The sequence below is a fragment of the Gordonia sp. BP-119 genome, from assembly GCF_016924115.1.
GTDB classification, from domain to species: Bacteria; Actinomycetota; Actinomycetes; order Mycobacteriales; family Mycobacteriaceae; genus Gordonia; species Gordonia hongkongensis.
In genome coordinates this window covers 46,152-65,286 of sequence record NZ_JAFFZF010000036.1, presented here as the reverse complement: position 1 = coordinate 65,286, position 19,135 = coordinate 46,152, and the positions used below count along the sequence as shown (strand labels likewise).

Annotated in this window: 17 protein-coding genes; 6 read left to right on the top strand and 11 right to left on the bottom strand. The window is 67.5% G+C overall.

Annotated features, from left to right (window positions below; all coding sequences use genetic code 11):
- The 4 genes from JW364_RS18810 to JW364_RS18795 form a co-directional block, all read right to left on the bottom strand.
- A partial coding sequence (locus JW364_RS18810; protein WP_307814810.1) for a DUF222 domain-containing protein occupies nt 1–974 on the bottom strand: 974 nt, incomplete at its 3' end.
- A gap of 437 nt (nt 975–1,411) precedes the next feature.
- Complete coding sequence (locus tag JW364_RS18805) at nt 1,412–2,488, bottom strand: acyl-CoA dehydrogenase family protein (RefSeq protein WP_205333981.1); 1,077 nt, start codon at nt 2,486–2,488, stop codon at nt 1,412–1,414.
- 8 nt (nt 2,489–2,496) lie between these two features.
- On the bottom strand, nt 2,497–3,702 hold the full coding sequence (locus JW364_RS18800; protein WP_205333982.1) for an acyl-CoA dehydrogenase family protein: 1,206 nt from the start codon (nt 3,700–3,702) through the stop codon (nt 2,497–2,499).
- Nucleotides 3,703–3,748: 46 nt separating this feature from the next.
- Entirely contained in the window at nt 3,749–5,242 is a 1,494-nt protein-coding gene (locus JW364_RS18795; RefSeq protein ID WP_240199302.1) for an AMP-binding protein, read from the bottom strand.
- Here JW364_RS18795 and JW364_RS18790 point away from each other — a divergent pair.
- Both JW364_RS18790 and JW364_RS18785 read left to right on the top strand, forming a co-directional pair.
- The gene (locus JW364_RS18790) at nt 5,225–5,371 is read left to right on the top strand and encodes a hypothetical protein (RefSeq protein ID WP_205333983.1); all 147 of its coding nucleotides are present in this window, start codon (nt 5,225–5,227) and stop codon (nt 5,369–5,371) included. The two genes, JW364_RS18795 and JW364_RS18790, sit on opposite strands and share 18 nt — an antisense overlap.
- Before the next feature lie 133 nt (nt 5,372–5,504).
- Nucleotides 5,505–6,458 carry a DUF808 domain-containing protein gene (locus tag JW364_RS18785; RefSeq protein ID WP_058252869.1) on the top strand — a complete coding sequence of 318 codons (954 nt, stop codon included), beginning with the start codon at nt 5,505–5,507 and terminating at the stop codon, nt 6,456–6,458.
- Nucleotides 6,459–6,509: 51 nt separating this feature from the next.
- Here the strand turns inward: JW364_RS18785 and JW364_RS18780 are convergent, their stop codons facing one another.
- From JW364_RS18780 to JW364_RS18755, 6 genes are all read right to left on the bottom strand, one after another.
- Nucleotides 6,510–7,292 carry a sulfite exporter TauE/SafE family protein gene (locus JW364_RS18780; RefSeq protein ID WP_137810252.1) on the bottom strand — a complete coding sequence of 261 codons (783 nt, stop codon included), beginning with the start codon at nt 7,290–7,292 and terminating at the stop codon, nt 6,510–6,512.
- A gap of 175 nt (nt 7,293–7,467) precedes the next feature.
- Nucleotides 7,468–8,574: an ABC transporter ATP-binding protein gene (locus tag JW364_RS18775; protein WP_058252812.1), complete on the bottom strand. Its 1,107-nt coding sequence runs from the start codon at nt 8,572–8,574 to the stop codon at nt 7,468–7,470.
- Nucleotides 8,575–8,629: 55 nt separating this feature from the next.
- Nucleotides 8,630–9,517 (bottom strand): carbohydrate ABC transporter permease, encoded by an 888-nt coding sequence (locus tag JW364_RS18770; protein ID WP_240199301.1) that lies wholly within the window; start codon nt 9,515–9,517, stop codon nt 8,630–8,632.
- Nucleotides 9,517–10,470 carry a carbohydrate ABC transporter permease gene (locus JW364_RS18765; protein WP_137810251.1) on the bottom strand — a complete coding sequence of 318 codons (954 nt, stop codon included), beginning with the start codon at nt 10,468–10,470 and terminating at the stop codon, nt 9,517–9,519. The genes JW364_RS18770 and JW364_RS18765 overlap by 1 nt, the downstream gene beginning before the upstream one ends.
- A 2-nt stretch (nt 10,471–10,472) precedes the next feature.
- On the bottom strand, nt 10,473–11,831 hold the full coding sequence (locus JW364_RS18760; protein ID WP_137810250.1) for a sugar ABC transporter substrate-binding protein: 1,359 nt from the start codon (nt 11,829–11,831) through the stop codon (nt 10,473–10,475).
- Entirely contained in the window at nt 11,828–12,868 is a 1,041-nt protein-coding gene (locus JW364_RS18755; RefSeq protein WP_137810249.1) for a sugar-binding transcriptional regulator, read from the bottom strand. Before JW364_RS18755 ends, JW364_RS18760 begins: the two co-directional genes overlap by 4 nt.
- Before the next feature lie 150 nt (nt 12,869–13,018).
- Between JW364_RS18755 and JW364_RS18750 the strand changes: the two genes are divergently transcribed.
- The 4 genes from JW364_RS18750 to JW364_RS18735 all read left to right on the top strand — a co-directional run bounded on the left by JW364_RS18750 (nt 13,019) and on the right by JW364_RS18735 (nt 17,834).
- Nucleotides 13,019–14,077 carry an NAD(P)-dependent alcohol dehydrogenase gene (locus JW364_RS18750; RefSeq protein WP_137810260.1) on the top strand — a complete coding sequence of 353 codons (1,059 nt, stop codon included), beginning with the start codon at nt 13,019–13,021 and terminating at the stop codon, nt 14,075–14,077.
- Nucleotides 14,074–15,549, top strand: a complete 1,476-nt coding sequence (locus JW364_RS18745) for a mannitol dehydrogenase family protein (RefSeq protein WP_137810248.1) — start codon at nt 14,074–14,076, stop codon at nt 15,547–15,549. Before JW364_RS18750 ends, JW364_RS18745 begins: the two co-directional genes overlap by 4 nt.
- Nucleotides 15,546–16,946 carry a xylulokinase gene (gene xylB, locus JW364_RS18740; RefSeq protein ID WP_205333984.1) on the top strand — a complete coding sequence of 467 codons (1,401 nt, stop codon included), beginning with the start codon at nt 15,546–15,548 and terminating at the stop codon, nt 16,944–16,946. The genes JW364_RS18745 and xylB overlap by 4 nt, the downstream gene beginning before the upstream one ends.
- A 93-nt stretch (nt 16,947–17,039) precedes the next feature.
- Entirely contained in the window at nt 17,040–17,834 is a 795-nt protein-coding gene (locus tag JW364_RS18735; RefSeq protein WP_065629464.1) for a trans-aconitate 2-methyltransferase, read from the top strand.
- Between the two features lie 439 nt (nt 17,835–18,273).
- Here the strand turns inward: JW364_RS18735 and JW364_RS18730 are convergent, their stop codons facing one another.
- The gene (locus JW364_RS18730; protein WP_205333985.1) at nt 18,274–19,107 is read right to left on the bottom strand and encodes an aldo/keto reductase; all 834 of its coding nucleotides are present in this window, start codon (nt 19,105–19,107) and stop codon (nt 18,274–18,276) included.
- Between the last annotated feature and the right edge of the window lie 28 nt (nt 19,108–19,135).

The following is a 19,135-nucleotide window of genomic DNA, read 5'->3' as shown; positions in this document are numbered from 1 at the left end:
GGGGTGACCGGGGTGAGGGTGGCGTCGGGGCGGGCGGCGAGGTCACGGACATGCTCATCGGAGATGGTGCCGTTTTCGTCGAGGAATCCGACCCCGGGTGCTCCGGCGAGGGTGGTGGCATCGGTGACGACATGGATCACGACTTCGGCGCGGACCGCGTCGAGCACGCTCTGCGGGTCGGGGATGTCGGCGGTGCACTCCTGCTCGTTGTCGTCGCATTGGCACTCGAATGGTGTGCGGGTCAACAGCGCGAACATCGCATCGGATCGTCGTATCCCCTGGTTGCGGCCATCCCGCTTACAGACGGCATCGGCGAGGATGGCGACGGCTTTGGCCGAGATCCGCACGTTCTCCGCCGACATCACGGCGGTGAGTTCGGCGGTGCCGTCGGGCAGTTCGTGGGTCCACACCCCACGCTGATCCATGGCGTCTTTGCGGCGTTGACGTACCGCATCCGGATCGTGGCGGAAGACGAGGCGGTCGACCATGTCCCGCAACCGCGCCCGATCCCACACGCCTTTTCGGCGGCGCACCGTGTCGGCGATCTCGGCATCAAGTACTGGGGTGATGGGGTCATCGGCGGGGATCAGTTCGGTGCGGGAGATGATCAACCGGATCTGCCACTGCGACAGGACCCCGTCACGCAACGTGTCGGCGGTGTCGGGGAGCCGGTCGCGCAGCGCGATGGCCTCGTCGATCAGGGTCTCGGCATGCCGGCGGGACACCCCGGCTTGGCGGGCGATGCGGGCCGCGCAGTCAGCCTGGCCGTCCATCACGAACCCGGACGCGCTGGTGGTGATCAGTCGGTCGGTCATCGCCGCGATCGTCTGATACCGGTGCCAGGCCAGGTAGGACTCGCCGCGTCGGGTGGCGTCGAGGCCGGCCATCAACATCACCATGTCGGTCTCGGCCGCGTGGGCAGGATCGACCCCGGCGATGTACTCGTCCGGTAGATCGGTCCACGCCTCCACCACGCCCCCCGACGCCTGTTCGACCCACCCCTTTCCGGGGTGTGTTCTGTTACCAACCAATCTAAACCCGACCACCGACAATTCTGGATGCGTCTCCACGGCGCATCGTCGTCGTAGACGAAATGATCTCTGCGAGTATCGGTATGGTGCCGTTCGGGTTCGCCGGCGGCTGAGTTCCTCGGGTCGCCAGGTGGTTTCGACACGGCGACTCGCCTAGCGGCTCGTTGCCGGCTCAACCAGCGGGGGTGGGCGACTCGCCTAACGGCTCGTTGCCGGCTCAACCAGCGGAGGGGGTGCCGGCTCAACCAGCGGGGGGCGATCGCCAAGCGGCTCGGGGCCGCTCGACCAGCCAAGGATGTCGCGGCTGCGCGACGAGCGCTCCGCAGGTCAGCGACGACGAGTAGGTCGAACGCGCCGATCCGGAACCACTCCGCCGGCGCTCACACCGACGCCGCGCGGGCCCGTCCGAGCATGGCGCGAGCGACGGTGTCGAGGTGCACGTCGTCGTCCTGGAACAACAGCTGGTCGGTCTTGGCCCGCCGGAAGTGGTGATGCAGCGGGTGCTCCCACGTGAACCCGATCCCGCCGTGGATCTGGATGGCCTCCTCCGCGGCGTACATGGCGGCTCGCGAGGCCAGCACGCGAGCCGACGCGGCCCGCTCGGCGAGATCCGCGTCGTCGAAGCGGTCGACATCCGCGGCGTCGAGGACCGTCGCCTCGGCGAGCTCGGTGGCAACGAGCATGTCGACGAGGCGGTGTTTGAGCGCCTGAAACGATCCGATCGTGCGACCGAACTGCTGACGCGTCTTCGCGTAGTCCACCGTCATCTCGAGGCACCGGCGGGCGATACCCACCTGCTCGGCAGCCAGGGCGATCATCAGCAGCGACCGAACCCGGCGCAGCCGCTCCTCGAGATACGGGCCCGACACCCGGGCCGCCTCGACACCGGTGAACTCAACAGTCGCGAACTCTCGTGTGAGATCCAGGCTTTCACGCTGGTGGCGGCCGACACCGGCAGAGCTGCCGTCGACGACGGCGAGTTCCACACCGGACGCGGTGTGCGCGACGACCACGAGCACGTCGGCCGACGCCGCGTCGAGGACGACGTCCTGCCGTCCGTTCAGGACAAGCGTTCCCTCATCGGTGACCTCCGCACCGATCGACGAGGAGACCACGGCGGGGCCGCAGACGAGTGCGGCGCGCCGCTCCCCGGACGCGATGGCCGGCAGGTGTGCCCGTCGCCCCTCGTCGTCGGCGGCATGGAGCAGGGTGAGGCCGGCCATGATCACCGACGAGAGGTACGGCGAGGAACCGAGACAGCGACCGTTGGCGGTCATCACGACCGACGCGTCCTTCACCCCGTACCCGGCCCCGCCCAGATCCTCCGGAAACGGGATCTCGGTCAGTCCGAGTTCCCGAATCGACGGCCAGACATCCTGCGCCGGAGCGTGTTCCGACCACGCATCGGTGAGGGCGGCCTGCAGATCGCGCTGCTCCACGGTGAGTTCGATGGGCATGTGTACTCCTAGCGGGGTTCGCGCGGCAGCCCGAGGCCGCGTTCGCCGATGATGTTCCGTTGGATCTCGTCCGAGCCGCCCGCGATGCGGTACCCGGGTGCGCCGAGCAGATGCTCCGACCATGCGAACGTGTCGGGCTCGCCGGTGTCGGCGACGATCCGGTCGCCGAGGAACGACGCCGCGGCGTCGCCGACGCGCTTCAGGTTCTGCGTCCACACGAGTTTGCCGATGGAGCCCTCGACACCCGGCACGGCACCCGCCCGTTCACGTTCGGCGTAGCGCGCCACCATGAGGGCCGCCGCCCGTTCATAGATCGCGGCGTCACCGAGGCGCCGGCGGACCAACGGGTCGTCGGACAGTCCGAGACGGTCGGCCAGGCGGGCGAGGTCGACGCTGTTACCGCCGGCACTGACGATCCCGGCGCTGGAGTTCCGCTCGAAACCGAGTGTGGTGAGCGCGACCTTCCATCCGTCGCCCTCGGCACCGACCCGCAGGGAGTCCGGTAGTTCGACGTCGGAGAGGAAGACCTCGTTGAACGTCGACCCGCCGGACATCTGCCGGATCGGCCGCACCTCCACGCCGGGCGTGTCCATCGGGACCATGAATGCGTTCATGCCCTTGTGTTTCGGCGCCGACCGGTCGGACCGGGCGATGAGCAGACCCCACTCGGAGAACTGCGCGCCGGAACTCCACACCTTCTGGCCGTTGATCCGCCAGGTGTCCCCACTCCGAACGGCTTTCGTCGACAAGCCGGCCAGGTCCGAACCCGCCCCGGGCTCGGAGAACAGTTGGCAGCACAGCTCGTCCGCGCGCAGGAAGGGGCGGACGAACCGCTCCCGCTGCTCGTCGGTCCCGAGTGCGTGCAGGGTCGGCGCCACCAGTTCGACTGTCACCAAAACGTTCTCGTGCCGGTCGGGGGCCTGGTATCCGCGTTCGAGGTTCACGTAGACGCGTTCGTGGCCCGCGGTGAGACCCGGTCCGCCCCAGTCCGGGCCCCAGGTGATCGCGCCGAAGCCTGCGTCCACGCGTCGGGCCTGCCACGCGCGCGCCGCGTCGATCAGCGCACGTTCCTCGTCGTGTGTCCGATTGTGGAAGATGGCGTAGGTCGGGTCGTGCTCCTGTGCAGCCCGGGCCGGGAGTTCGGCGTCGAGCCAGGTCCGCGCCTGCTCTTCGTAGTCATCGAGCGTGATCGCGCCCGGTGCGGTCGTCGTCATTCTCGTCGTTCCTGTCCTGCTCGGTCGTGCTGTCCTGCTGGATTTCTCACCGTTCGTGCGCCGCGGAGATGGTCACGGCCTGCATCTGCGGCGGTGTGGTGTTGCGGTCGCGGGTCCAGTCGCGGAGGGCGAACTTCTGGATCTTCCCGCTGGCCGTCTTCGGCAGGGAGTCGACGACGAATACGCTCTCCGGGACCTTCTGCATCGCGATTCCTCTCGCGGACAGGAACTCTCGAACCTCTTCGAGGGTGAGGTCGACGGCGTCCCGGGTGACCACGAACGCGCACCCCCGCTCCCCGGTTCGGGCGTCCGGCCCGGCGACGACCGCGATCTCGGCGACCGCGGGATGCTCACTCAGTTCGTTCTCCACGTCGTGGGTGCTGATCTTCTCGCCGGACCGATTGATGATGTCCTTGATCCGGCCGACGATGTGGATTCCACCGTCGGCATCGAAGTAGGCGAGATCACCGCTGCGGAAGAACCCGTCGGCGGTGAAGGCCTCGTCGTTGAGCGATGCGTCGAGGTATCCGAGGAAGGTGTCGGGCCCGCGCCACAGCACCTCACCGACGACGCCGGTCGCAGCGATACCCCCGGCGCCGTCGGACACGATGACCTCGGTCGGGGCGAGCACGCGGCCATCGGTCCCGGTACGCAGGCGGGGTTCGTCGGAGCGATTGGCGGACGTCACCGACGGCCCCTCGGTGGCGCCGTACATCCGCGTCACGGTGCCCAGCACCTCGGTGGATCTGGTCACCAGCGAGTCCGGGATGTCGGCACCCCCGCAGATGATGTAGCGCACCGACGGTGTGCGTACGCCCCGCGCGACGGCCGCGTCCAAGAGGCCACGTAGGAACGGGGTCGCGAAGATCATGAAGCTGGCGCGCTCCTCGAGCACCCTCGTCAGTGCGACCTCCGGGTCCCACGCGTCCTGGAGCACCACCGGCGCACCGAGGAGGAACGGCAGGGTGAGGGCGCAGTTCACGCCCGTCACATGCGTCACCGGCGACGGGTTGAACACGACGTCGCGCTCGTTGAGTCCGAACGTGTCGATCATCGACATGTTCTCGAACACGAGGGTGTTGTGACTGTGCAACGCGCCCTTCGGATCCGCGGTGGTCCCCGATGTGTACAGCAGCAGGCATACGTCGTCGGGATCGGCGGGCGGCAGCGCGCGCACCGCCTCGATCATCTCCGGCGTCGCGGACGCGATCAGATCGGCGAGTCCGACGGTCTGGCCGTCGGTTGCCCGGCCGTCAGTCGTGACGACCAGGTCCAGTTCCGGAAGTCGTTGTCGGAGAGTTGCATACATCGCGACGTGATCGAATCCTCGGCGTGTTCCGGGAACGAAGGCGACCTTGGTGCCCGCCTGGCCGAGAATGAACCCGACCTCGCGTTCCCGGTAGATCGGCACGATCGGGTTGGCGACACCACGGACCCGATGGATCGCATGGAAGACGACGACCGCCTCGGCCGAGTTGGGGAGCTGGAACGACACCACGTCCCCCGGCTGCACACCGCGGTCGTGGAGCGCCGCGGCCAAGCGCAGGGATTGCTCGGTTCGAGCGCGATCGGTCTGCTGACGCTGTTGACGATCCGACGGAAGCGCCGCGGACTCGGCGAGGCCGGTGACGCTGCCGACGACACCCCGGCCGTTCCCGCGCGTACCTGACCCGACCCGGCGTCATCCGGCGCCCGACAACCGAATCCGACGAAACGGACGCGGACCGCCTCTGCACGGTGTGGTCCGCGTCCGTTTCGGCATACTGTTCGAGAACTCAGTTCCTCGAACCCCGGAGGTTCACGTGGCCAGTGGTCTCGTCGCCCTGCTCGATGACATCGTGACCCTCACCCGGGCGGCCGCCGCATCTCTCGACGACATCGGCGCGGCGGCCGGCAAGGCCAGCGTCAAGGCGGCGGGAGTCGTGGTCGACGACACCGCGGTCACACCACGCTATGTCCACGGGTTCACACCCGACCGCGAGTTGCCGATCGTGCGCAAGATCGCCCTGGGCTCGATCCGCAACAAGTTGCTGATCATCCTGCCGGTGGCCATGATCCTCAGCCAGTTCCTTCCGCAGGCGCTTCCTTACCTGCTGATCGCCGGCGGCCTTTTTCTCTGCTTCGAGGGCGCCGAGAAGGTCTGGGAGGCGATCGGCGGCGGCCACCACGCCGAGGAGCAGACCGCCGGCCAAGCCGGTCCGGAGTTCGAGAAGACGATGGTCAGCGGCGCGATCCGCACCGACCTGATCCTGTCCGCCGAGATCATGGTCATCTCGTTGTCCTCCGTCGAGTCCGAACCGTTCTGGACCCGTCTCGCGGTCCTCGTGGTCGTCGCCTTCCTGATCACCGCGCTCGTCTACGGCGTCGTCGCCGTCATCGTGAAGATGGACGACGTCGGGCTGGCACTGGCGCAGCGCGAGTCGCCGACGGTGCAGAAGATCGGCCGCGGTCTGGTCCGCGCCATGCCCAAGATCATGTCGACGCTGACGGTCGTCGGTATCGCGGCCATGCTCTGGGTGGGTGGCCACATCCTGATCGTCAACGTCGGCGAGGCCGGCTTCCATTGGCCCGCCGATCGGCTCCACGACGTCGAGCACTGGTTCGAAGAGCTGGTCCACGGCGGCTTCGGCGCCGTGCTGTCCTGGACGGCCGGCACCGTGCTCTCCGCAGTCGTCGGCCTGGTGGTCGGTGCGATCATCGTGGCGATCCTGCACGTCATCCCGCGGCGCAAGAAGGACACCGCCGCCGCGCACTGACCCGAGGCCCGTCGACTGGGCGTCGATTCACGTCGACCGTGCACCCCGGGATCACGCAAGCAGTCGCCAGAGGCCGATGAGCCCGACGACGACGATCACCCCGCGAAGCGCGCGGGGGGAGAGGCGCCGCCCGTACCTGGCGCCGAGGAAACCGCCGATGAGCGAGCCGACGGCGATGGCCGCCGCGGCCCACCAATCGATCCGGTCGACCGCGACCAGCGTGTACGTGACGGCGGCGACGACGTTGACCACCAGGGACAGCAGGTTCTTGGCCGCGTTCAGCCGTTGCAGGTGGTCCGGTACGACCACCCCCAGGATGCCCATCAAGAGGATGCCCTGCGCGGCGGTGAAGTAGCCGCCGTAGACACCGACGGCGAATGTCCCGATGGTCATCGCCACGACCCGCAGGGGACCGAGATGCGATGGCGTGAGGTCTCCGCCGAGGGACGTGCGAGTGCCCACCCATCTCTGGATGTAGGGCTGCGCGACGACGAGGATCAGCGCGGCGACGAGCAGAATCGGGACCACGGTCTCGAACACCGTCTCCGGCAGATGGAGCAGAAGCCAGCAGCCGGCGATCGCGCCGGTGAACGACGCCGGAATCTGCCACCGGAGGCGCGGCCACTGGCCCTCGAGTTCACGCCGGTATCCCCACGTTCCGGACACCCCGCCGGCGACGAGGCCGATCGCGTTGGACATCGTCGCGGTGACCGGCGGGACGCCGAACGCGACCAGCGTCGGGAACGTGATGAGGGTTCCGCTGCCCACGAGGGCGTTGATCGCGCCCGCCCCGACGCCGGCGACGAGTACGACGACTAGTTCCCAGATGGTCACAGTCTCCGAGGGTGCCCTCCGAGATCTACAGCGGCTGCACCGGGGTGGTTTCGACAGGGCTCAACCAGCGGAGAAGACGGCTCAACCAGCGGAGAACGGAGCTCAACCAGCGGAGAACAGGGCTCGACCAGCGGAGAATCTCGCGTCGCGAGACGACGCCCAGTCGACGGGTCGATCAGTTGATGCGGTCTCCGGTGGACGGGTCGAAGAGGTGCACCGCACTGTCGGACTGGCGCAGGCGGATACCCTCACCGCGCTTGGCCGGGGCCCGGTCGGCAGACCGCGCGACCATCACCATCGGATCGCCGTCGAGATTGCGGACCGAGTCGTCGGCGAGGTTGGCGTAGATGTAGGTCTCGCTGCCGAGTTCCTCCAGGAGGGCGACGTCAGCGTTGAGTCCGGTGCCACCGTCGGACAACGCGAGGTGCTCCGGACGGATGCCCACGACCACGGACTCCAGACCGGAACGACGCAGCGCGGCCTGCGCTTCGGCGTCGATGTCCACGGCGGCACCTGACACGGTGATCACACCGTCGACGACCGGCGCCACGAAGAGGTTCATCCCCGGCGAGCCGATGAACCCGGCGACGAATGCGTTGACCGGACGGTCGTACAGTTCCGTCGGCGTGGAGAACTGCTGCAGCACACCGTTCTTGAGGACAGCGACACGATCCCCCATCGTCATCGCCTCGACCTGGTCGTGGGTGACATAGACGGTCGTGGTGCCCAGACGCCGCTGCAGGGCCGCGATCTGGGTACGGGTCTGAACGCGGAGTTTGGCGTCGAGATTCGACAGCGGCTCGTCCATGCAGAAGACCTGCGGTTCGCGAACGATGGCCCGCCCCATGGCGACACGCTGCCGCTGGCCACCCGACAGCTTCGCCGGCTTGCGGTCGAGGAAGTCGGTCAGGTCGAGCAACCGCGCGGCCTCGGCGACCTTGCGCTTGCGCTCGTCGGCGGGCACGCCGCGCATCTTCAACGCGAAACCCATGTTCTCCCCGACGGTCTTGTTGGGGTACAGCGCGTAGTTCTGGAAGACCATCGCGATGTCGCGGTCCTTGGGCGCGACGCCGACCATGTTGTCGCCACCGATCCGGATCTGACCCGAGTCGATCTCTTCGAGCCCGGCGAGCATGCGCAGGGCGGTGGACTTGCCCGAGCCCGACGGTCCGACGAGGACCACGAACTCACCGTCGTCGATGTCCAGGTTCAGTGAGTCGACGGCGAGTTTGTCCGCGCCGGGGTAGACGCAGCAGGCCTTGTCGTAGGTGATGGAAGCCATGATGTTCTCCGGTTTCTACAAAAGTGTTGTGCGAGTGCGTGTCAGACGGAATGGATCACTTGATCGCGCCGAACGAGAGTCCACGGACGAGCTTGTTCTGGGCGATCCAGCCGCAGATGACGACCGGCAGCGCGGCGAGCACGGATGCGGCGGACAGCTGCGCCCAGTACAGGCCCTGGCCGGACATGAAACCGGTCAGGAACACCGGCATCGTCTGCGCGTTGACCGCGGTCATGTTGACGGCGAAGAAGAATTCGTTCCACGAGAAGATCACGCAGATCAGTGCTGTCGCTGCGATTCCCGGCGAGATGAGCGGGAGGATCACTTCACGCACCGAGGTCCACAGGCTAGCGCCGTCGATGCTGGCGGCCTCGAGGAGTTCACCGGCGACCTCGAGGAAGAACGACCGCATCATCCACACCGCGATCGGTAGGTTCATCGCGGTGTAGAGGATGACCAGCGTCCAGATGTTGTCGAGCATCCCGATCTCACCGACGATCACGTACAGCGGGATGATTGCGGCGACGATCGGCAGCATCTTGGTGCTGATGAAGAAGAACAGCGCATCCTTGGTCTTGCGTACGGGGCGCAGCGACAGCGCGAACGCAGCCGGCACGCCGAGCAACAGCACCAGGATCGTCGACACGATCGTCGCGAACAAGGAATTCAACAGGGGTGTGGCGATTCCCGCGTCGAAGACGTCGCGGAACTGCTGCAGCGTCGGCTCGAAGATGAAGGTCGGCGGGTTCGTCGCGGCGTCGCTCTCCTGCTTGAACGCCGTCAGCACCATCCAGAGCACCGGGAAGAAGAACCCGATGGCCAGGATCCAGGTGACGGCGGTGAGGGCTGCCTGGCGTGGTTGTCGCCGACGGCGGATCTCGGTGCCGGACTTGTCTTCTGTATTGCCGGCCGACGCATGGTCGGAGCGAATGTCGGTGGTCATCAGGCCGGCTCCTCTGTTCCGGAGAATGATTTGAAGATCAGTCGCAGGGCGAGCGTGGCGACGACGATCGTGCCGATCACCGTCACGACACCCATCGCGGCGGCCTGGCCGATGTCGAAGCCGAGGAACGCGCGCTGGTAGATGTAGTACGACAGATTCGAACTGGAGACGCCCGGACCACCGGAGGTCATCATGTACACCGCGTCGAAGGTGTTCACCAGGTAGATGGCCCCGAGCACCGCACCGAGTTCGATGAACCGGCGCAGATGCGGGAGGGTGAGTTCCCGGAAGAGCCGGAAGCTCGTGGCGCCGTCGACGCGTGCCGCTTCCTGGATGTCACGGGGCATCGATTGCAGGCCCGCGAGGATCAGCAGCATCATGAACGGCGTCCACTGCCAGACCAATTCGGCCATCACGCTCATCAGCGGGAACTCCGACAGCCAGTCGGTCTCGACACCGAACGGACTCAGCGCCCAGTTGACGAGTCCGTTGGTCGGCGAGAGCAAGCTCGTCTTCCACAGCAGCGCGGCCGCCACCGGGGTCACCAGGAACGGCGTGATGAGCAGTGTCCGAACCACGCCTCGGCCCAGGAACTTCCGGTCGAGCAGAAGGGCGAACATCAGACCGAGGAGCACCGAGATGAGCACCGTGCCCACGATCAGCAGGATTGTGTTGACCGTCACCCGCCAGAACTGACTGTCGCCGAAGACCGCGACATAGTTGTCGAGGCCGACGAACGCACGGGAATCCGGACGCACCAGGTTCCATGACTGGGTGGAGTAGTACAGCGTGAACACGAACGGGATCTGCGTGACCACGATCAAGAAGATCAGGGCCGGCAGGAGCGGGCCGCGACGCCGCCAGCCCTCGGCGCGCGTGACGTGATCACGCGAGGACGTCAGCGGTGCCTTCGGGGTCGTGTCGGGTGGTGGAGTGGAGACTGCGGTGGCCATGATCACTGCTCCCTCTGGTAGGACTTGCCGACGACCTGGGCGTACTCTTGTGCCTGGGCGAGCGCGTCGTCGACACTGATCTGACCGGCGATGGCTGCCGAGATCTGTTGACTCACCCGGGTTCCGAGGTCCTGGAACTCCGGGATCGCGAGGAACTGGACGCCGGTGTAGGGCACCGGCTCGAGGGTCGGCTTCAACTGGTTCGCTGCGCGCATCGCGCTCAGTGTCTGCTCGGCGAACGGAGCGGCGAGTTCCTTGTACGCCGGCAGTTCATACGTGGACAGTCGGCTGCCCGGTGGAACGTGACTGGGCCCCAGCGTCTCCGAGACGTACTCGATGTAGCTCTTGCTGGTCATCCACCGGATGAACTTCCACGCCTCGTCCTGGTGCTCGCTGCTGGTGGGGATGCCCAGCGACCAGGTGTAGAGCCAGCCGTTGTCTCCCTTGGCCATACTGGGCGCCGGCAGGTAGCCGACGTCCCCGGCGATCGACGAGGTGTCCGGGCTCTCGAGCACCGACACCGCCGAGGTCGCGTCGTACCACATCGCGACCTGGCCCTGCGACAACAGGTTTCCGCACTCCTGGAAGCCCGACGACGCGGCGCCGGCCTCGCCGTGGTTCCGGACGGTGTCGACGTAGAACTTCACCGCCGCGGCGACCTCCGGACTGTTGAGCTGCGCGTTCCAGTCCTCGTCGTACCAGCGGCCGCCGAAGGCGTTGATCACCGTGTTGAGCGGGGCGAGCACCTCACCCCAGCCGGGCTTGCCGCGCAGGCAGATGCCCGCGGTGCGCTCGTTGTCGAGCTTGGCTGCCGCCTCCGCGACCTGGGGCCACGTCGGCTGGGCCGGCAACGACACCCCCGCCTCGGCGAAGAGCTTCTTGTTGTACATCAGGAACGACGACTCGCCGTAGAAGGGCGCCGAGTACATCGAACCGTCGTGAGAGAGAGCCGTTTTCAGCGTCGGGATGAAGTCGTCGACGTCGTACTCGGGATCGGCATCCATGTACGGGGTCAGATTCACGAGCCAGCCGTACTCGCCCCACATCGGGGTCTCGTAGTTGCTGATCATCACGACGTCGAACTCACCGCCGCCGGTGGCCACCGATGCGGTGATCTTGGCCCGCGCCTCGTTCTCGGAGAGGGTCACGAATCGCACCGTGACGCCGGGATTCTGTTCCTCGAACTGCCTGGACAGCTTCACCGCGTCCTGCATCTGCGAGTTGGAGACCATCGCGACGGTGATCTCGCGACCACCGCCGCCGGTGAGTGAACCGGCGCCGGAGCAGCCGGTCAGCACCAGCGTCACGGTCGCGATGATCGCACCCAGCGCCCATCGCACTCGGTGTCGGGAGAACATCATTGTCCGCCTTTCTCTTGCACCACAAGCCATTCGGCGGTGGCGAGGTCGGTGACGAGAATGGTGGCGTAGCCACCGCGCAGTGCACCGAGGATGGATTCGCGACGGTGTGTGCCACCGGACACGAGGATCGATGTCGGGCAGGCCCGTACCGCGTCGAGGGACACCGAGACGGTCCGATCGACGAGACTGGAGGGCACCGCGACGCCGTGCGCGTCATAGAAGCGTCCGCCGATCTCTCCGACCGCGCCGAGTTCCAGGAGCTCGTCGAGGACGACGGCATCGATGAACGATCCCTCGAACAATGTGGTCGACGTCGACACCGACCCGACGCCGAAGAGCATCACCTGCGCACCACGTGCCGCCGCGAGCGCTTGCGACAGAATCGAATCACGGTTCACGGCGGTGACCGTCTCCGGGTCGACATACAGCGGTGCGACCAGCCGCAGCGGACGGGCATGAAGACGTTCGGAGAACCGGGACAGTGCATGGTCGACGCCGGTGTGGTACTCCACCGAGGTCATCGAGCCGTCCATCTGCACGACCCGCTGACATGACGCCGATGCGGCCATGGCGTCGGCGACAGCCACCTGCTCCGGCCCCCAGGTGAATCCGAAGGTGTCGGTCGCCTGGATGCGGCGGGTGAGCACCGAGGCCCCGGCGCGGCCGAGCGCGGCGTTGCCGGTGGTGGTGCCGTCGGCCACCTCGTCGATGATGAGCACCTCGTCGAGACCGAGGGTCTCCTCCACCGCGCGTTCGAGATCGGTGTGGATCGAGGCCGAGAGGTGCGCCGGCGCAGCCACGGACACGCGGACGAGGCCCTGCGCCCGGGCCCGCGCCACCAGCCGACCGGCGGTCGGCCGCGAGACGCCCAGGCGTGATGCGATCTCGGCCTGGGTGAGCCCCTCGAGGTGGTACATGGTCGCGGCGCGGACGAGAAGACGCAGGTCCTGGCCGGAGTCGGGGGTTCCGCGCGAGGCCGCGCGGACTGTCGAGACGGACGGCTCGCCGTCGTCGCTCGTCGACTTCCGAGGTGCCATGGTCGCGTGCCCCGTCCCTGTCGTCGCCGTCGCTCGTTGAGCCAACGACGGTGAGCATCTGCTCACTGGCGGTCAATGTGCTCAATAAGCTAGCATCCGGGTGTGACCCACGCAACAGCCGATCGCCCCATAGCGGACGTTCCCGACGCGATGCGCGCCGCCGTCCTGCATCCCGATCTCTCGGTGACCACCGAAAGTCGCAGGTCGCCGGACCCGGAGCCCGGTGACGTCACGGTGGCCGTGCGCGCGGTTGGGGTCTGCGGGTCCGACACCCACTACTTTCGTCACGGACGGATCGGCGAGTTCGTGGTCCGCGAACCGCTCGTCCTCGGTCACGAGGCGGCCGGGGTCGTCGTCGCCGTCGGGGAAGGGGTTGACCCGGGCCGGGTCGGCGAGCGGGTGTCCATCGAACCGCAGCGTCCCGACCCGACCACAGCGGAGAGCAGACGCGGTGACTACCACCTGTGCCCACACATGCGGTTCTACGCGACGCCTCCGGTGGACGGCGCCTTCGCCGAATTCGTGACCATCGGAGCCGATTTCGCGCATCCCGTACCACCCGAGGTCTCCGACGAGGCCGCCGCCTTGTTCGAGCCGCTCTCCGTGGGCATCGCCGCGATGCGCAAAGCCGAGGCGTCGGTGGGCGGCTCGGTCCTGATCGCCGGCGCGGGTCCGATCGGCCTGATGGTGGCGCAGGTCGCCCGGGCGTCCGGTCTCGCGCGCATCGTCGTCAGTGAGCCCGATGCGCAGCGACGTTCTCGCGCACTCGAATTCGGTGCCACCACGGTGATCGAGCCCGGAACCGGGAGCGAACCCGTCGACGCCTTCGTCGATGCGAGCGGTGTCGCGGGTGCGGTTCGGGATGGACTGGCCCGGGTGCGTCCCGGCGGGCGCGTCGTCCTCGTCGGGATGGGCGCCGACTCGATGGAACTGCCGGTGTCGCTCATCCAGAACCGCGAACTGGTGCTGACCGGGGTGTTCCGCTATGCCAACACCTGGCCGACGGCCCTCGCACTGGTCCGGACCGGCGCCGTCGACCTCGACGCCATGGTCACCGCCCGGTTCGGACTCGACCAGCTCGCCGACGCGCTCGACTCCGATCGCACACCCGGCACCATCAAAGCCGTGGTATACCCGTCTCTTTCGAGATACCAGCCCGGGCCCGGCGCCGACACCGCCCCGAACGAGACGGAAGGAACTCTTCGATGAACACACCCCTGAACAACGAGACGGTGTCGGACCTCGCCGGCGTGGAGGTCCCCACTTACGACCGTTCGGGCGTCACCCCCGGGATCGTGCACTTCGGTGTGGGTGCGTTCCACCGTGCACACCAGGCGATGTACCTCGACCGTCTCCTCGCGACCGACGCGTCGGCGCGCGAGTGGGGCATCTGCGGGGTCGGCGTCCGCACGGCCGACGCCGCGATGCGCGACGCCCTGGGGCCGCAGGACGGACTGTTCACGCTCACCCTCAAACACCCCGACGGTGCCGTCGAGACCTCGGTGATCGGATCGATCGTCGAATACCTCTACGCTCCTGATGATCCCGAGAAGGTCATCGAGCGGCTCAGCGACCCGGCGACACGCATCGTCTCGCTGACGGTGACCGAGGGCGGCTACAACTTCTCACCGTCGACCGGTGAGTTCGACGCCACGAGCCCGGACATCGTCGCCGACCTCGAGGCCAGTGCGCCGCCACGCACCGTCTTCGGGCTGGTGACCGAGGCACTCGCGCGGCGCCGGGACCGCGGTGTCCCGTCGTTCACGGTCATGTCGTGCGACAACATCCAGGGCAACGGGCACATGGCACGATCGACCTTCCTCGCCTATGCGCAGCTGCGCGATCCGGAACTGGCCGCGTGGATCGAATCCAACACCCGGTTCCCGAACTCGATGGTGGACCGCATCACCCCGGCCACACCGCCCGAGTTGGCCGCCGAGGTCGCCGATCGCACCGGTGTCGACGACAACTGGCCGGTGGTCGCCGAGCCCTTCACGCAGTGGGTGCTCGAGGACGAGTTCTCGATGGGACGCCCCGCACTGGAGCAGGTGGGAGTCCAGGTCGTCGACGACGTCACCCCGTACGAGCTGATGAAGTTGCGACTGCTCAACGCCGGTCACCAGGCGCTGTGCTACTTCGGATATCTGCTCGGGTACCGCTACGTCCACGACGCGTCGTCCGACCCGGACATCCGGAACCTGCTGCACCGCTACATGACCGAAGAAGGCGCAACCACCCTCCGTCCGCTTCCCGGCGTCGACGTCGAGGAGTACATCGACACCCTCCTCGAACGTTTCGCCAACCCGGCGATCGGTGACACCATCGCGCGACTGTGCCAGGACTCCTCCGACCGCATCCCGAAGTGGCTGGTCCCGGTGATCCGCGAGCGCCTCGAACAGGGCCGGCGAAGCGACCTCGCCGCTGCGGTCGTGGCGAGCTGGACCCGCTACGCCGAGGGCACCGACGAGGCGGGGGAACCGATCGACGTCGTCGACCCCCTTGCGGCCGAACTCGTTCCGCGAGCGCAACGGTCCCGCACCGACCCGCTGGCCTTCGTCGCCGACCCCGAGCTGTTCGGTACCCTCGCCCAGGATCCGCTGTTCACCACTCCGTATCTGTCGGCGCTGGAGTCGTTGCGCAGCAAGGGAACCCGCGCGACACTGATCGACCTGCTCGCATGACGACGCTGGTCGCCGGGATCGATTCGTCGACCCAGTCATGCAAGGTGGTCGTCTGTGACGCCGACACCGGGCAGGTGGTGCGCACCGGGCACGCTGCGCACCCCGCCGGTACCGAGGTACATCCGGATCACTGGTGGGACGCACTGTGCACTACGGTCGCCGCCGCGGGCGGCTTCGACGACGTCTCCGCGGTGTCCGTGGCGGGCCAGCAGCACGGCATGGTCTGTCTGGACGGGAACGGCCGGGTGGTCCGGGAAGCATTGCTGTGGAACGACACCCGATCCGCACCGAGCGCTGCTGCTCTCGTCGACGAGTTCGGCGGATCCGAGAAGTGGGCACGCTCTGTCGGGGTGGTGCCGGTGGCTTCCATCACCGCGACCAAACTCCGCTGGCTGGCCGACCACGAACCGGCGCACGCCGACGCCACGGCTGCGATCTGCCTTCCGCACGATTGGCTGACCTGGCGACTGCGCGACAGTCACGACCTCGCCGAGCTGACGACCGACCGCAGCGACGCCTCCGGCACCGGCTATTTCAGCGCGGCGACCGGCGAGTACCGAACCGATCTGCTCGAAGCCGCGTTCCGCGGCCGTCGACCACTTCTGCCCCGGGTCCTCGGCCCCGCGGAACGGGCCGGCGGCACGCCGACCGGCGTCGTCGTGGGCGCCGGCGCGGGCGACAACGCCGCAGCCGCACTGGGACTGCACGCCGGCCCCGGGGATGCCGTTGTCTCCCTGGGCACGTCGGGCGTGGTCAGCGCCGTCGGCGACGTGGCGCCGAATGATCCGTCGGGTCTGGTGGCCGGGTTCGCGGACGCGACCGGGCGTCACCTGCCTCTGGTCTGCACCCTGAACGGCGCCCCGGTGCTGGCGTCGACCGCGTCGATGCTCGGCGTGGACCTGGCCGAGTTCGCCCGGTTGGCCATGTCGGCTGAGCCCGGCGCGGGTGGCGTCACGATGGTGCCCTACTTCGCCGGCGAGCGCTCGCCGAACCTCCCCGACGCGACCGGCACGCTGACGGGGCTGACCGCGGCCAACTTCACCCCGGCCGCGATCGCCCGCGCGGCCGTCGAGGGCCTGGTCTCGTCGCTGGTGTTCTGCCGCGAACGGATCGAGCAGCAGGGCATCGACGTCGAGCGTGTGCTGCTCACCGGGGGTGGCGCGAAGTCGGCTGCGGTGCGCCACATCGCACCGGCTCTGTTCGGCGGCGAGGTCGTCGTCCCCGCCGACGGCGAACACGTGGCGCTCGGTGCGGCGCGACAGGCCGCGTGGGCCCTGACCGGTGAACTGCCCGCGTGGGAGACATCGACCCAGACGCTCACCGGGACGCCCACGCCCGAGGTGTACGCGCACTACCGGGAGGCCTCGCTCATGGTGGAACGCGCGGCGGGGCGGTAGGACTGCGGCGGCCCGGATACGCCGAACGTCGGGCGGCCGTGCGCACTTGCCGGGACAATGGCCCGGGGTCGGTACACAACCGAGGAGTGAGCGATGGTCGATTGGGACGGTGACCGGTACGCGGACGTGAGCGCCTTGCAGCGCATGGTCGCCGAGGAGTCGATCTGCGACCTCGAACTCACCGGGACCGAACGCCTGCTGGACATCGGGTGCGGCGACGGCTTCATCACGATGCTGCTCGCCGACCGGCTGCCGTCGGGCTCGGTCGTCGGCGTCGACGCCTCGCGTCGGATGATCGAACGCGCGCTGCTCCGGGTCCCGGCGGACCTGCTGCGCATCCAGTTCCACGTCGACGACGTGCTTGCCCTGCCCTTCGACGACGACTTCGACATCGTGGTGTCGTTCAACGCGCTGCACTGGGTGCACGACCAGGGGGCGGCGCTGCAAGGAATCGCTCGCAGTCTCGTCGACGGCGGTCGGGCGGTGCTGCAGATGGTGTGCGCCACCGAAAGACCGAGTATCGAAGACGTGGCGATGGAGGTCGCGGCGCAACCGGAGCGGAAGCGCTACTTCGACGGCTTCGACGCGCCCTACGTCCACGTGGAACCGTCGCGGTTCGGGGAACTCGCCACCGACGCCGGGTTCATCGTGGACGACCTGACGGTGAAGGATCTGAACTGGCAGTTCGATTCGGTCGACGACTTCCGAGCCTGGTTCGCCGTCGGGGCGTCGGATTGGACGAGCCGCCTACCGGACAGTGCAGTCGACGACTTCGTCGACACGGTCATCGACCGCTACACCGACGTGGTCGGCGAACCCGCACTGTTCCGGTTCAGTCAGTTGCGCGCCTCGTTGTCGAAACCTGCTCGCCCCGAGAACCTCTCCTGACCTCCGGTCACCCCCGTCCCATAACTCGAGAGAACGACATAACCATTGCTCCCTGAGGTGCGAGGAGCGATAGCGCCGCCACCCCCTGCTCCCTGAGGTGCGAGGAGCGATAGCGCCGCCACCCCCTGCTCCCTGAGGTGCGAGGAGCGATAGCGCCGCCACCCCCTGCTCCCTGAGGTGCGAGGAGCGATAGCGACGAGCCACGAAGGGCCTGGTGAGGCACCTTGTGAGGCCCTTCGAGGCTCGCTTCGCTCGCACCTCAGGGAACAGAAGGGTCACCGCTCGCACCTCAGGGAACAGAAGGGTCACCGCTCGCACCTCAGGGAACAGAAGGGTCACCGCTCGCACCTCAGGGAACAGAAGAGGTCACCGCTCGCACCTCAGGGAGCAGAAGGGTCACCGCTCGCACCTCAGGGGAGCACAGTCGAGAGGGGGTTAATCACTCCGGCACGTAGTTGAAGGTGTCCGGATCGGGCCCGATGCGCTCGTCGCTGTTGAGGCGGTCGATCTGGGCGACCTCGTCGTCGGACAGTTCGAAGTCGAACAGTGCGAAGTTCTCCTCGACGCGCGAGCGGGTCACCGACTTCGGGAAGACGATGTCGCCGCGCTGGATGTGCCACCGCAGGGAGACCTGCGCGGGCGAGCGGTCTTTGGACTTGGAGATCTCGGTGATGACCGGGTCGTCGGTCACCTTGCCCTGGGCGATCGGGGACCATGCCTCGGTCGCGATGCCGTGCTCGGAGTTGAACGCGCGCAACGGGTTCTGCGACAGATACGGGTGCACCTCGATCTGGTTCACCGCGGGTACGACGTCGGTCTCGTCGAAGAGACGCTGTAGATGCGCCTGCTGGAAGTTCGACACGCCGATCGCTCGCGCCTTGCCGTCGGCGTAGGCCTTCTCGAGCGCCTTCCAGGTCTGGACGTAATCGCCCACCTCCGGCAGTGGCCAGTGGATCAGGAAGAGGTCGATCTGCTCGACGCCGAGGTCGGCAAGGGTCCCGTCGAGCGCCTTCAGGGCGTCGTCGTAGTCGTGGAAGCCGTTGTTCAGCTTGCTGGTGATGAAGATGTCGTCGCGCGGAATGCCCGAATCGCGGACCGCTTCGCCGACGCCCTTCTCGTTGCCGTACATCTCCGCGGTGTCGATGTGGCGGTATCCGACCTCGAATGCGGTCAGAGTTGCTTCACGCGTGTCCTCCGGCGGAACCTGGAAGACTCCGAAACCCAACTGCGGGATGGTGATTCCGTTGTTCAGTGTGATGTTCGGGACTGCCATGAGCACTTGTCCTCTCTCTAGGGGTCGT